The 14,108-nt window shown below is 70.6% G+C and carries 10 protein-coding genes; 3 read left to right on the top strand and 7 right to left on the bottom strand.

All coding sequences use genetic code 11. The features are described from left to right. The first annotated feature begins 101 nt into the window (after nucleotides 1-101). Nucleotides 102-2,255: a SpoIIE family protein phosphatase gene (locus ABZS61_RS29435; protein WP_356427747.1), complete on the top strand. Its 2,154-nt coding sequence runs from the start codon at nucleotides 102-104 to the stop codon at nucleotides 2,253-2,255. 141 nt (nucleotides 2,256-2,396) lie between these two features. Here the strand turns inward: ABZS61_RS29435 and ABZS61_RS29430 are convergent, their stop codons facing one another. Next, a complete protein-coding gene (locus ABZS61_RS29430; RefSeq protein ID WP_356427744.1) occupies nucleotides 2,397-3,770 on the bottom strand; it encodes a glycoside hydrolase family 5 protein in 1,374 nt (457 codons plus the stop codon). A gap of 401 nt (nucleotides 3,771-4,171) precedes the next feature. Between ABZS61_RS29430 and ABZS61_RS29425 the strand changes: the two genes are divergently transcribed. Further along, on the top strand, nucleotides 4,172-6,535 hold the full coding sequence (locus ABZS61_RS29425; protein ID WP_356427741.1) for a discoidin domain-containing protein: 2,364 nt from the start codon (nucleotides 4,172-4,174) through the stop codon (nucleotides 6,533-6,535). 60 nt (nucleotides 6,536-6,595) lie between these two features. On the opposite strand, the gene ABZS61_RS29420 is transcribed toward ABZS61_RS29425, so the two are convergent. The 5 genes from ABZS61_RS29420 to ABZS61_RS29400 are packed head-to-tail and all read right to left on the bottom strand — an operon-like array spanning nucleotide 6,596 to nucleotide 11,465. After that, entirely contained in the window at nucleotides 6,596-7,849 is a 1,254-nt protein-coding gene (locus tag ABZS61_RS29420) for an ABC transporter substrate-binding protein (RefSeq protein WP_356427738.1), read from the bottom strand. Continuing rightward, entirely contained in the window at nucleotides 7,846-8,925 is a 1,080-nt protein-coding gene (locus tag ABZS61_RS29415; protein WP_356427900.1) for a branched-chain amino acid ABC transporter permease, read from the bottom strand. The genes ABZS61_RS29420 and ABZS61_RS29415 overlap by 4 nt, the downstream gene beginning before the upstream one ends. Before the next feature lie 52 nt (nucleotides 8,926-8,977). After that, nucleotides 8,978-9,868 (bottom strand): branched-chain amino acid ABC transporter permease, encoded by an 891-nt coding sequence (locus ABZS61_RS29410; RefSeq protein ID WP_356427735.1) that lies wholly within the window; start codon nucleotides 9,866-9,868, stop codon nucleotides 8,978-8,980. Continuing rightward, entirely contained in the window at nucleotides 9,865-10,677 is an 813-nt protein-coding gene (locus ABZS61_RS29405) for an ABC transporter ATP-binding protein (RefSeq protein WP_356427733.1), read from the bottom strand. The genes ABZS61_RS29410 and ABZS61_RS29405 overlap by 4 nt, the downstream gene beginning before the upstream one ends. After that, entirely contained in the window at nucleotides 10,665-11,465 is an 801-nt protein-coding gene (locus tag ABZS61_RS29400) for an ABC transporter ATP-binding protein (RefSeq protein ID WP_356427730.1), read from the bottom strand. Before ABZS61_RS29400 ends, ABZS61_RS29405 begins: the two co-directional genes overlap by 13 nt. A gap of 218 nt (nucleotides 11,466-11,683) precedes the next feature. On the opposite strand from ABZS61_RS29400, the gene ABZS61_RS29395 reads away from it, so the two are divergent. Then, nucleotides 11,684-12,406 (top strand): helix-turn-helix domain-containing protein, encoded by a 723-nt coding sequence (locus ABZS61_RS29395; protein WP_356427727.1) that lies wholly within the window; start codon nucleotides 11,684-11,686, stop codon nucleotides 12,404-12,406. Nucleotides 12,407-12,455: 49 nt separating this feature from the next. Here the strand turns inward: ABZS61_RS29395 and ABZS61_RS29390 are convergent, their stop codons facing one another. After that, entirely contained in the window at nucleotides 12,456-13,571 is a 1,116-nt protein-coding gene (locus ABZS61_RS29390; protein WP_356427897.1) for a glycerate kinase, read from the bottom strand. Between the last annotated feature and the right edge of the window lie 537 nt (nucleotides 13,572-14,108).

The raw sequence follows: 14,108 nt of genomic DNA, 5'->3' as shown, positions 1-14,108 counted from the left end.
GAGGCACCGTCCAACTCGTCCAGCCGGTTCGACCCGGGCTCGTACACGCCCTGTCCCGCCAGCGGGTGCGCAGCCGCTTGTCACAGGGGAGGCTGGAGGACGTGCAGAACCATGAGGCCTCCGTCGCCGCCACGGGTTCCGGCACGGAGCTTCTGGACGACCCCGTGGCCCATGTCGTCCGGGAGGCCGGCGCTTCCGTGGCCATGCTGTACCTGCTGCCGAAGAACGAGACCACACTGCGCCTGACGGTGCTGGCCGGAGCGCCGGGCCAGCTGGCCATTCCCTGGAACCGGGTCACGCTGTCCGCACCGATACCGGTGTCCGACGCCGTGCGCCACCGGTGTCTGATCTGGCTCGGCAGCCAGGAGGAACTGGCGCGCCGCTACCCTCGCCCCGCCCTGGTCCTGCCGTACCGGTTCTCGCTGGCCGCCGCGCCGATCCGTACGGGAGACACCGACTGGGGCGGGCTGGTCCTGCTGTGGCCCGGCTCGCACCCGCCTCAGCTGGCGCCCCGGGAACGTGATGCCGTGGTCCGCGGCTGCCGCAACATCGGCATGCTCATGCAGCAGTCCGAGAGCATCGGCCACCCCGTGCTGCCGGGGGCCCAGCCGCGGGTGCTGCCCCCGCCGGAGCCGCCGGTCCCTGATCCGGCCGAGGGCTCGGCAGCGATGGAGTTCGTCCGGCGGCTGCCCGGGGGAAGCTGCGCACTGAAGATGGACGGGACCGTCAGCTTCCTCACCCCCGCGGCCGCGGAGCTGCTCGGGGCCCGCCCTGAGGACGTCCTGGGCACCCTGCCGTGGGTGTCGCTCCCCTGGATGGACAATCCCGCCATCGAGGACCACTACCGGGCCGCGGTCATCAGCCGCCAGCAGACGTCCTTCACCGCTCTGCGCCCCCCGGACCGGTGGCTCTCCTTCCACCTCTTCCCGAACGCCACGGGCATCAGCGTCCGGATCCTTCCCGCCGTCAAACCCGACTCGGCGGACTCCCCGCTGCCGCAGGCGGCACCGACACCCTCGACGCCCAGCCGGGCCACCGCCCTCTACCACCTGATGCACCTCGCCGCGACCCTCACCGAGGCCGTCGGCACCCGGGACGTGATCGAGCTGGCCGGCGACCAGCTCATGCCCGCCTTCCGGATCCACTCCCTCATCGTGCTGACATCGGACCAGGGACGGCTGCGGATCGAGGGCGGCCGCGGCAGCCGGGCCGCGCTCCTGGAAGGCTTCGACGGTGTGCCGCTGTCCGCGGACAACCCCGCCGCGCACGTGCTGACCACGGGCGTCCCCGCCTTCTTCGCCACTGCGCGGGAGCTGGAGCGCGCCTACCCCGCACTCGTCCTCCGGGAGACGGTCGCCGCCTGCGCCTTTCTCCCCCTGGTCGTCTCCGGGCACCCCATCGGCTCACTGGTGCTCTCCTACGACCGGCCCCACGACTTCCCGCCCGAGGAACGTGCCCTGCTCACGTCCATCGCCGGCCTGATGGCCCAGGCGCTCGACCGCGCACGCCTCTACGACACCAAGGACAGGCTCGCGCACAGCCTGCAGGCACACCTCCTCCCCCACACCCTGCCCCGCATCCCCGGGCTGGACGTCGCAGCCCGCTACCTCCCGGCCGCCCGCGGCACGGGCATCGGCGGGGACTTCTACGACCTGATCCGGCTGGACGACACGACGGCCGCGGCAGCCATCGGCGACGTGCAGGGCCACAACGTGAACGCCGCCGCGCTCATGGGCCAGGTCCGTACAGCCGTGCACGCCTCCGCCGGAGCACCGCCCGACGAAGTGCTCGCACGCACCAACCGGCTGCTCACCGATCTCGATCCCGGCCTGTTCACCAGCTGTCTGTACGTCCATCTCGACCTCGCCGGGCACCGTGCGGTCCTGGCCACCGCCGGTCACCCCGCACCGCTCCTGCGGCAGCCGGACGGACAGACGGCGGTGCTCGAGCTGCCGCCCGGCCTCCTGCTGGGCATCGACCCGGCGTCCCGCTACCCGACGGCCGAGATCGCACTGCCGCCGGGTGCGACGCTCGCCCTGTTCACGGACGGCCTCGTGGAGACTCCGGGGGTGGACTTCGACGACGCGACGGCCGAGCTGGCCGAGCACTTCGCGCTGGCGCTCGACCAGGACATGGACGACGTGGCCGACACGCTCGTGCGGTACGCGGAGCGGTACACACCCGGCACCGATGACATCGCCCTGCTCCTCATCAACGCCCTGGGGACGGGCGCTCCGCCACCGCCGGAGCGGTGAGGCCGGCCGAGGTGCGTTCGAGGAAGTCGGTGGCCCGGAGGGCCGGGGATGTGCCGTGGGAGTCCCGGGGTGCCGAGGCGGTGGGGTTTCATCGGCGCCCCGGGACGGTCAACGGGTGGTGCTGTGAGCGCTGTTCTGGACTCAGCCGCCGTACAGGTCGCCCAGGCTGATACCGGTGGTGGAGGTCGCGCCGCCGAGCCTGACCTGGTGGTCGAGGCTGACGAATTTCCCGGCCGACTGCCAGAGCGCCGGCTTGAGCAGGGCGTACTTGGCTTCGTCCCACGTGGACCAGTCGTGGTTCAACAGCCCGCCCGTGTCACCGGAGTTGGGGTTGATGCACCAGAAGGTCTGGTGGATCCCGTTCTCGACGATGAGGTCACGCAGCGCCGTCATCCACTTCTGGTTCGGGCCGTTGTCGAGGAAGCCGCCCCATTCACCGATGAGCAGGGGTGCGGTACCGGTCTTGTGCACGAAGAGCCAGTTCGGGTCCCAGACGTCGCGCTCCAGTGTGGTGCGGCTCCACTCGCCCTGGAACCAGGGCTGTTGGTAGACCAGTGGCCCGTAGTCGTGCGGCGAGTAGACGAGCTGGTCCTGCTGGGCACCGAGGTCGACCGGGTGGTCCTCGACGCCCCGCAGGTTCCCGCCCCACCACATGCCGTGGTAGTCCGTCGCGGTGGTGGAGGACCAGTTCGCGCCGTCCTTGGGGTAGATCTCGATGCCCTCGCACAGGACGAGGACATCGGGGTTGATCGCGAGGATGCGTCTACCCGCGGTCTCGCAGGTGTACTTGAAGTTGTCCTGGTCGGTGGAGCTGTCCCACTTCGCCCGCGGGCTGTCGGACTGCTTGCCGTGCGGCTCGTTCTTGATGTCCATCGCCACGAGGGTGTCGTTGGTCCGGTAGCGGGCGGTCACCCACTCCCAGGCGGAGTAGAACTGCTCGGTGGTGATCGCCCCCTTCCACCACACGGGGTGTACGTGGCCGGAGTTGTCGGCCTCCGCGCTGTGTACGTCGAGCATCACCTTGATGCCGTACTTCTCCGACACCGCGAGGAAGGCGTCGAACACCTGGAGGGTCGTCCTGTCCTTGAGCTCGGGGTTCGCCCACGTGTTGACCGCGCTGGAGACCGCGGCCCGGCCCTCCTTCCACTCCAGCAGGAGCTGGGTGGAGATCGGTACGCGGACGATGTTGATGCCCCGTTCCGCCATCTGCCTGGTGACCGTCTCCAGATTCGCGGACCACAGTCCGTGGAAGACGCGTTCGGTGGCGTTGAAGCCGAACCAGTTGGCGCCGGTCAGCCAGACCCGGTTGCCCTGCTCGTCGACGATCCGGTTGCCCTCGGTGTGCAGCCAGTCCTTGCCGCTTCCGGCAGCGGCCTTCGTCTGCGCGGCGGGGACTGCCGCGGTCGCCGGCGGTGAGCCTGTCGCCGCCTGGGCAGCGACCGGGCCCGACAGGGTCATCAGCACGGCTGTCGCTGTGACGGCTGCGGCGACCGCCGCGCCCAGGCGCTTTCTCATCGATAACTTCATCCGTCGTTGCCTTTCATGGGGTAAGGCAGGCAAAGGATCATGGGAGCGCTCCCATTCGTCGCTTACATGAAGCCAGCACGGCGGATGCACTGTCAATGGGCATGTCAATCTTCACCTCTTGAAGGCGCCGCGCGGGTCATCGGGAGCCGAGCGGAAGCCGCACCGGTCCCGCACACCCCGACCGCACCCGCCACACCCGGGCGACACCTCCGGACGATCGGCACGCACAAGGAGCCCTCACCGGAGCGAGCCCAGTATTCACGCGACTGAGTCATTAATTTGAGCTCTGAACACAAAATCTTGCGCAGCAGCGTGGACTTCCTTGCGGAGATGCTCCTAGCCTGTGGGGCGTCCGCAGAGCCCCCACGAGCCGCAAGGACGACCGACACGTGACCTCACCACCTGGACGGCGCCTGCTCAGGCGCTCCCTGTCCGCATCCCTCTCCCTGGCCCTCGCCGCCGTCGGCACCGCCGCCGCCGTCGTGATGGCCGGCGCACCGCCCGCCCAGGCCGCCGGTGTCCCCGCACCGTCGCCCGTCGGGATACCCGGCCGGGGTGCGACCGTTCCGTTCACGGAACAGGAAGCCGAGTACGCCGCGACCAACGGCGCGCTCATCGGCCCCGACCGGCTGTACGGTTCGCTGCCCTCGGAGGCATCGGGCCGGCAGGCCGTCACGCTCGACTCGGCGGGTGAGTACGTGGAGTTCACCCTCACGGCCCCCGCGAACGCGATGACCTTCCGCTACTCACTGCCGGACAACGCCGCCGGAACGGGCCGGGACGCCTCGATCGACCTGCGGGTGAACGGCTCCTCGCTCAAGAGCGTGCCGGTGACCTCGAAGTACGGGTGGTACTACGGCGGGTACCCCTTCAACAACAACCCGGGCGACACCAACCCGCACCACTTCTACGACGAGACCCGCACCATGTTCGGGTCCACGCTGGCCGCCGGTACGAAGGTCCGGCTCCAGGTGACCTCGACCGCGAACTCCCCCTCCTTCACGATCGACCTGGCGGACTTCGAGCAGGTCGGCGCGCCGGTCGGCAAGCCCTCCGGCGCCCTGGACGTGGTGGGTGACTTCGGTGCCGACCCGACGGGCAACACCGACTCCACCGCGAAGTTCCAGGCGGCGGTCGACGCGGGCCGCACCCAGGGCAAGGAGGTGTACATCCCGCAGGGCACCTTCCAGGTCAACGACCACATCGTCGTCGACAAGGTGACATTGCGGGGCGCCGGTCCCTGGTACAGCGTGCTGACCGGGCGCCACCCCACGGACCGGAGCAAGGCGGTCGGCGTCTACGGCAAGTACGCGGCCCAGGGCGGCAGCAGCAACGTCACGCTCAAGGACTTCGCCATCATCGGCGACATCCGCGAGCGCGTGGACGACGACCAGGTCAACGCCATCGGCGGGGCCATGTCGAACTCCGTCGTCGACAACGTCTGGATGCAGCACACCAAGTGCGGCGCCTGGATGGACGGTCCGATGGACAACTTCACCATCAGGAACAGCCGGATCCTGGACCAGACCGCCGACGGCGTCAACTTCCACTACGGCGTCACGAACTCCACCGTGACCAACACCTTCGTACGCAACACCGGTGACGACGGTCTGGCCATGTGGGCGGAGAACATCCCGAACGTGAAGAACAAGTTCACGTTCAACACCGTGATCCTGCCGATCCTCGCCAACAACATCGTGACCTACGGCGGCAAGGACATCACGATCTCCGACAACGTCATGTCGGACACCATCAGCAACGGCGGCGGGCTGCACATCGCCAACCGCTATCCGGGCGTCAACTCCGGTCGGGGCACCGCGGTCTCGGGCACCCACACGGCCGCCCGCAACACCCTGATCCGCACCGGCAACAACGACTTCAACTGGCGCTTCGGCGTCGGTGCGATCTGGTTCAGCGGTCTCAACGAGCCGATCAGCAACGCCACGATCAACATCACCGACAGCGAGATCCTGGACAGTTCCTACGCCGCGATCCACCTGATCGAGGGCGCGTCCAACGGGCTGCACTTCGACAACATCAAGATCGACGGCGCCGGTACGTACGCCCTGCAGATCCAGTCGCCGGGCACGGCCTCGTTCAACAAGGTCGTCGCCACGCACATCGCCCAGTCCAACCCGATCCACAACTGCGTCGGCAGCGGCTTCCAGATCACCCAGGGCACCGGCAACTCCGGCTGGTACGCGAACCCGCCCGCCTGCACCGGTGTCTGGCCGGACCCGGTGTGGACCAACGGCGGGGTGCCCGGGAGCGGCGGTCCCACGGACCCGCCCGACCCGACCGACCCCCCGGACCCGACGGACCCGCCCGAGGAGACGGGCAACCTCGCCCAGGGACGTACGGTCACCGAGACCAGTCACGTCGATGTGTACGGCGCGGCCAACGCGGTGGACGGCAACGCCAACAGCTACTGGGAGAGCCGCAACAACGCCTTCCCGCAGTCCGTCACCGTGGACCTCGGCGCCGCCAAGGCCGTCAAGCGGCTGGTGCTGAAACTGCCCCCGGCCGCCGCCTGGGCCACCCGCACGCAGACCATCGGCGTCACGGGCAGCACCGACAACTCCACGTACAACTCGCTGAAGGCATCGGCGGGTTACACCTTCAACCCGTCGAGCGGCAACACCGCGACCGTCACCCTGCCGGGGACGCCGACCCGCTACGTGCGGCTGACCTTCACCGGGAACACCGGCTGGCCGGCGGCCCAGCTCTCCGAACTGGAGGCCTACACCAGCTGATCCGACGACGCAGTGACGGGCCCGGCCTTCACGGCCGGGCCCGTCACTGCGTACGGGGGGTCAGGACTTGGACGCGAAGCCCTCCGCGGCCGGCGACACCTCGGCCGGGCGGACCACCTTGAGACCACCGGGGGTCTTGGCATCCGGCTTCATGATGACGGTCTGGTTGGTCGACGGGGCCGCGGGGTCGGTGAAGTCGTGCGAGATCCCGAAGTCGCTGCCGAAGCCCTTGATGGTGAGCAGGGCCTTGTCGACACCCTCGCGGGTCAGGTCCTTGGACTCACAGGCCTTCTTCAGCGCCTCCCCGAAGACGGCCGCCGCGTTGTATCCGGCGACAACTCCGTTGTCGAGGCCGTCCTTCGGGTACTGGGCCGCGTACGCCTTGGAGAGCTTGGACGGGCCCGCCGCCGCGTCACCGATCGGCAGGGTGGAGGAACCGATGTAGTAGTCCTTCTGCAGGGCCGGGCCCGCCTGGGTCGCCAGGAGCTGCGGCGCGTAGGCCGAGTTGTTGCCCACGACGGGGACGTTGAAGCCCGTGGCGGCGGCGACGCCGACCAGTGAGGCCGCCTGACGCGGTCCGGCACTGATGACGATCGCCTTGACGCCCGCCTGCTTGAGCGCGGAGACCTGGGCGGTCATGTCGTTGTCGGTCGGCTTGATCTTCTGCTCGACGACGGTGAGGCCCGCCTCCTTCGCCGCGTACTTGGAGCCGGCCAGGGCGTTCTCGCCGTAGTCGCCCTCGAAGTACACGTGACCGATCTTGTCGCCCTTGGCGACGCGCTTCTCGTCGAGCAGGAAGTCGACCAGGTTGATCGTCTCGACGTCGTACGTGGCGCCGATGACCCGGACGTACTTGGAGCCGAGGAGGTTCGCCGACCATGCCTGCGGCAGGACGATGCCCTTGTCCTGGCCGTCGATGCGCTGCTCGACGGCGGCGACGAACGGGGAACCGATGAACTGGGCGAAGCCCAGCACATCCGGCTCCAGCTCCGTGTAGGCCGCGATGGCCTTCTGCGGGTCGTAGCCGTGGTCGCGGACGGTCAGTTCGATCTGCCGGTCGCAGATGCCGCCCGCGGCGTTGGTCTCCTTCACCCACAGCTGCTGGGCCTGGGTGACGCTCTTGCCGAGCGATGCGTACACCCCTGTCATGTCGGTGAGGGCTCCGAGGGTGATCTTGGAGTCGGTGACCCCTTCACCGGTCTTCACGCCGCTCTTGTCCGTACCGGCGGCATCCCCCTTCCCGGCCTTCTCGCTGCACCCGACGAGGGTGAGGGTGAGCGCCGCAAGGACCGCTCCGTACACACGCATTTTCATTTCTTCTCCCCTGGATTCTTCAGACGCGTAAGGCCGCCGGGCAGGAACAGGACCACCGCGACCACCGCGGCGCCGTACAGATAGCGGGACGCCTCACCCGGTGTGAGTCCGCCCGTACCGGGGGCGGACACCAGGGGCAGGGAGTCGCTGTAGTGGGTGAGCACCTGCGGGAGCAGCGATACGAACGCGGCGCCGACGACGGCCCCCGCGACACTGCCGAGCCCGCCGATGACGATCATGGCGAGGTACTCGAGGGACAGGACCATGCCGAAGTACTCGGGCACGGTCCGCTGGAAGACCAGCGCGAGCAGGACACCTGCGAGGCCCGCGTACATCGAGGAGAGGACGAAGACCCCCGCCCGGTACTTGGCCACCGGCACGCCCATCACGCCTGCGGCGATCCGGTGGTCGCGGATGGCGTTGAGCGCCCGGCCGGGCCTGCCGCGCAGCACCCCGCGGGCGAAGAGCCCGCTCAGGGCGAGGGCGAGCAGTCCCACGTACCAGAGCTTCTCGGAGGACTCGAAGGGCACCGCGGCGACGACCACCTCGGTGTCGTCGAAGGTGAACCCGAACAGTGAGAGCGGGGGCACGGCACGGCCGTTGAAACCGCCGGTGAGTGAGCCCGCGTTGAACAGCACGTGCTGGCCGATGAAGATCAGCGCGAGCGTGGCGATACCGAGGTACGCGCCGCGCAGCCGGCCGGCGATCGGGCTGAACAGTCCGCCCACCGCTCCCGCCAGCAGGACGGCGAGGATCGCGGCGAGCCAGGTGGGCAGGCCCAGGCCGGAGAGTTCGTGGCCGTTCTCGCTGCTGCTCTCACCGGCCAGGATGCAGTAGCCGTACGCCCCCACGGCGAGGAAGAAGGCGTGGCCCATGGAGAGCTGGCCCGTGCTGCCGGTGAGCAGGTTGAGGCCGATCGCCCCGATCGCGGCGGCCATCGCGAAGAGTCCGGCCTGGAGCCAGAAGCGGTCCAGGTAGAACGGGAACAGGAGGAGCAGGACGGAGCCGGCGAGCCACAGGTAGGGACGGGGGTGCCGCAGCCTTCCGGTGAGCGACCGCCCCGAGCCGGGCGGCACGGGAGCCTGGGTGACGCCGGCTTCGGCGGGCGTCCCGGCGTCCTTGACGGTTTCAGACACGGGCCAGCTCCTTCGTACCGAAGAGTCCCGCGGGCCGGATGAGCAGGACGATCACCATCACGAGATAGGGCGCGAGGTCTCCGATGCCGCGTCCCAGGAAGGAGAGATCGCTCTGGTAGCCGGTGGCGAGTGACTCGGTGACTCCGACGATGAGCCCTCCGACCAGCGCACCCGTCGTCGAGTCGAGGCCACCGAGGATCGCCGCCGGGAAGGCCTTGAGGGCGGCGAAGGAGGTGGCCCGCTCGAGGCCCGGGGTGGGGAAGACGGTGAGGAACAGCGCGGCGACCGCGGCGAGTGCCCCGGCGACCGCCCAGGCCGACAGCGACACCCGGCCGAGTTTGATGCCCATCAGGGCCGCGGTCTGCGGGTTCTCGGCGGCGGCCCGCATCGACACGCCCCACGAGGTGTAGCGGAATGCGAGCAGGAACACCGTGATGAGGAGCCCCGCGACGACGAAGGCCGCGATGCGGGTCTCGGCCAGGGTGACGCCGCCGATGGTGACGACGTCGTCCCCCCAGGGGTCACCGAGCGACAGGACCTCGGTGCCCATCTGGCGGGTGAGTTCCGTGGTGATGAGGATGTCGACGCCGATGGTGACGATGGCGAGGACGCTGTGGTCGCTGCCCCGGTAGCGGCGCATCACGAAGAACTCGACGGCGGAGCCGACGACCGCGGCGCCCGCGATCCCGACGCCGAGCGCCGGCCAGAAGCCGATGTCGTCGTGCAGTACGGCGGTGACGTATCCGCCCGCCAGCAGGAGGGAGGCGTGGGCGAAGTTGACGACCTCGGTGGCCTTGAAGATGACGACGAAGCCGAGCGCGATCAGTGCGTAGACCGATCCGATGGAGAGTCCGCCGAGGAGGAGTTCGATGAAGGTGGTCATTCCTGTGTCCCCAAGTAGGCCTGGACGACGGCCGGATCGTTCTGGACCTCGGCGGGGGTGCCGCCCGCGATCCTGCGTCCGAAGTCGAGTACGGTCACGGCGTCCGCGAGCCGCATCACCACACCCATGTCGTGTTCGACGAGCACGATGGAGATGCCGAGGCTGTCGCGTACGTCCGCGACGACGGCCGCGACGCGACGGCGTTCGTCGGCCGTCATACCGGCGATGGGCTCGTCGAGCAGCAGCACCTGCGGCTCCATGCAGAGCGCACGGCCGAGCTCGACGAGCTTCTGCTTCCCGTACGGGAGTGCACCGGCGGGCCGCTCCAGCTCCTTGTCCAGGCCGATGAACTCGGCTATTTCTCGGACCCGTTCGCGATGGCGCCGCGCTTCGCGGGCCGCGGACGGCAGCCGCAGTCCGCTGGCGAGGAACCCGGCGCGGGTGAGGCGGTGCCGGCCGAGCAGCAGGCTGTCGGCGACGGTGGCGTGCGGGGGCAGCGCCAGGTTCTGGAAGGTGCGCGCGACGCCGAGGCCGGCGATCTTGTGCGGGGCGAGGCCGGTGAGTTCGGTGGACCCGAGGTGCACCGAACCGGAGGTGGCGCGGTAGACGCCGGAGAGCACGTTGAAGGTGGTGGACTTGCCGGCGCCGTTGGGTCCGATGACGGCGTGCACGCTGCCGGGTTCGACGGTGAACGAGACCGCATCGAGGGCGGTGAGCCCGGCGAAGCGGACGGTCACGTCGCGCACGGCGAGTGCGGCCGGGGCGGTGACGGGGGCCGTGGTGGCCGGAGCGGTTGTCACGCGGACCACCTGCTCAGGGTGCGTGAGGGTCCGCCGACGGCCTGCCGCGCGACCTCGGCCGCCTCCTCGTCGACGACGCCCAGATAGCGGCGGCGTACCTCGTCGGAGGCGGCGAGATCGTCGGCCGGGCCCTCGATGGCGACCTCGCCGACGTCCAGGACGTACGCCGTGGAGGCGAGCCTGAGCGCGATCGCCGCGTTCTGCTCGACGAGCATGACGGAGGTGCCCGCCGCGTTGATCTCCTGGATCGTCTCGGCGATCCTGGCCGCCATCAACGGCGCGAGGCCGAGGGACGGTTCGTCGAGCAGGAGCAGGCGTGGCCCGGCCATCAGGGCCCGTCCCATCGCCAGCATCTGCTGCTCCCCACCGGACAGCAGCCCGGCACGCTGGTGGGCGCGCTGGGCGAGGACGGGGAACAGCTCGTGTACGCGTGAGAGGGCCGCGGTCGTCGCCTTGCGCCCGCCCCGGGCACCGAGTGCACCGGCCCGCAGGTTGTCCGCCACCGTCATCCGGGCGAACACCTGTCGCCCCTCCGGCACCTGGATCACTCCTGCGGCCACCACCTGGGCGGGGCTCAGCCCGTCCAGGGGTACGCCGTCGAAGCGGATGGTGCCCGTGCCCGTCCCGCGGTGGAAGCCGAGGGTCCGCGACACGGCCCGCAGCAGCGTGGTCTTACCGGCGCCGTTGCCGCCGAGTACCGCGGTGATCGCGCCGGCCGGCACGTCGACGGAGACGTCGCGCAGTGCCCGTACCGGGCCGTAGCCCACGGACAGTTCGCGGATCTCGAGCGTTGCCATGCGTCCTCCTCCTTCCGACTGGTCGTTGTGGTGCCACAGACCAGCAGGGGGGCGGGCCGCGCGTCCACGGTCCGCGGCGCAATCGCTGCGGCTGACCAGCGTGGGAAGGGTGCGGTTGTGCACGCGCACAGAGGCGCGCACATCCGCTGTCGTACGCCTCGCGGCGGGTGGCATCGTCACGAGCCATGAGCGGCCCGGCTGCGGAACGGAGCGATGACATGCAGCGGCGCAGTGACGAACGGGTCCAGGCGCTGCTCGACGCCCTCCTGGAGGACCGGTCCACGCCGGGACTCGCGGCGCGTGCGGCGGCCGGTCTGGGGCTGCCGGAGCAGGGCCGTTACGCGGTGGCGGTGCTGCGGACGGGGGGCGGGCCGGCCCGTCCGGTCATGGACGCGGACGGGATGACGTTCCTCCGGCGGATGCGGGCGGACTGCGAGATCGTGGTCGTGGCCCTGGGAGAGCGGGGTACGGACGAGCTCGTCGCGGTCATGGTGGAGCGGTGTCCGGGTCCGGGCGGGATCAGCCCGGCGGTGAACTCGCTGGCCGAGCTTGGGTCGGCGCGCCGGCTGGCCGATGTGGCCCTGCTGACCTGTCCCCCGGGCACGGCCCGGATCGTGCGGCTGGAGGAGCGGCTGCCGGCAGCGCTGGTGGTGAGCCGGCCGGAGCTCGCGGCCCGGCTGGTCGCGAGTGTCTTCGGCCCGCTGCTGGGCCTGGACCCGGCCGACCGGGACCTGCTGGTGCGGACGCTGGAGGCCTGGCTGGACTGCGGGGGGTCCGCGGGGCGGGCGGCGGGCCTCCTGTACTGCCACCGCAACACCGTGCTGAACCGGTTGCGGCGGCTGGAGCAGCTGACGTCACGGTCGCTGTCACGGCCGCGCGAGCTGGTCGAGGTCATGCTGGCCCTGGAGGCCTTCCGGCTGTCGGTGGCGACGCCGCGGTGAGGGGCGGGCCCGCCCCTCACCGCTGTGCGTCACGACAGGAGGCTGTGCGTCACGACAGGAAGTCGCGGGCGATCGCCTCGGCCACGCGTTCGAGCAGGGGGCCGGCCTGTGCCATGGAGACCGCCGGATCGGGTTCGAGTTCCGTCAGGGCGTAGGCACGCCGGATCCCGGCCCCTTCCAGCGCCTCGGGCGGCAGGGCGAGCCGTCCGCAGACGGCGACGACCTCCACGCCCGCGGCACGGGCCGCCGCGGCGACGCCCGCCGGTGCCTTGCCGTGCAGGGTCTGCTCGTCGAGCGATCCTTCGCCGGTCACGACGAGCGTGGCGCGGGCGAGCGCCGGGGCGAAGCCCAGGACGTCGAGCATGACCTCGATGCCGGGCCGGAAGCGTGCCCCCAAGGCGACCAGCGCGCCGTAGCCGATGCCTCCGGCGGCGCCCGCCCCGGGAAGCGCGGCGTGCTCGGGTCCCAGGACGGAGGCGTAGTGGGCGAGCGCCGCATCGAGGACCGCGATGTCGTCCTCGGTGGCGCCCTTCTGCCGCCCGTACACCTCGGGGGCGCCCTTCGGGCCGGTCAGCGGGTTGTCCACGTCGCTGGCCAGGATCAGGTCGATGTCCGTCAGCCGGGGGTCGAGCCCCGACAGATCGGCCTCGGCAAGCTCCGCGAGCCCTCCGCCGCCGGGGCCGACGGGCTTGCCGTCCGCGTCCAGGAAGCGGGCACCGAGCGCGGCGAGCATGCCGGCGCCGCCGTCCGTGGTGGCGCTGCCGCCGACCCCGAACACGATCGTCCGTGCGCCCGCGTCGAGTGCGGCCCGCAGCAGTTCGCCGGAGCCGTACGTGGTGGCCGTGAGCGGGGCGAACTGCCCCGCCGGGAGGTGCTGAAGGCCCGATGCCTCGGCCATCTCCACCACGGCCGTGGTGCCGCGCACCGCGTACGCCGCGTCGACGGGTGTGCCCAGCGGTCCGGTCACCCGCGCCTCGCGGCGCTCGAACCCGGCGGCCACCGCCGCCGCGACCGTGCCGTCGCCGCCGTCCGCCACGGGCAGGGTCTCGACCCGCACCTCGGGGACGACGCGCCGCAGTCCGGCCGTCACCCGCTCCGCGACCTGTACGGCCGTGAGCGAGCCTTTGAACTTGTCCGCCGCGACGAGCACGCGGGCGGTCTCGATCACTGCTCCGTCCGTCACCTTGCATCCTTTGCTTTCGAACAGGCAGTCGCGCCGCCCCGACCCTATCCGGACCACCCCCTCTCTGCCCATGGCTGTCCATGACCGCCCTGGCCTGCCGTTGAGCTGCCGCCATGCCCCACTGACTCCGCCGCCCGGCGCGGCGAGTCGCCGCCGTGCGGCGGGTGTCCCGCCTCCCTCCCGGTGTCACGAGCCGGTCGCACTCGACCGCCGGCGCCGCCATCCGCTCGTCTCCCTGTGGTTCCGGAGCCGCAGGGGCGTCGAGGTGGACACGGTTCATCCCGGTCCTGTCCTCCGGCACCTGCCGGAGGACAACCGTTGGCTGTGCCCGTCCGCGTCCTCGACGGCCGGTTTCGTGGTGCGCTGCTCCGGTGCACCGGCCTGGGCAAGGAGGTCGTCCCGTACGGCCGACGCACCTCCTCCTCCCCCCAGGACCCGATCCGGCGTTGCCGGGGGTCCGTTCGGAGGACCGTCGGGAGTGGCGGCCGGTCACCGGAAGGGCCTGCTCCTACGTTCGGT

This window comes from Streptomyces sp. NPDC005566 (assembly GCF_040605575.1).
Classification (GTDB): Bacteria; Actinomycetota; Actinomycetes; order Streptomycetales; family Streptomycetaceae; genus Streptomyces.
The sequence above is the reverse complement of the archived record's forward strand: the minus strand, read 5'-3'. Positions and strand labels throughout refer to the sequence as shown.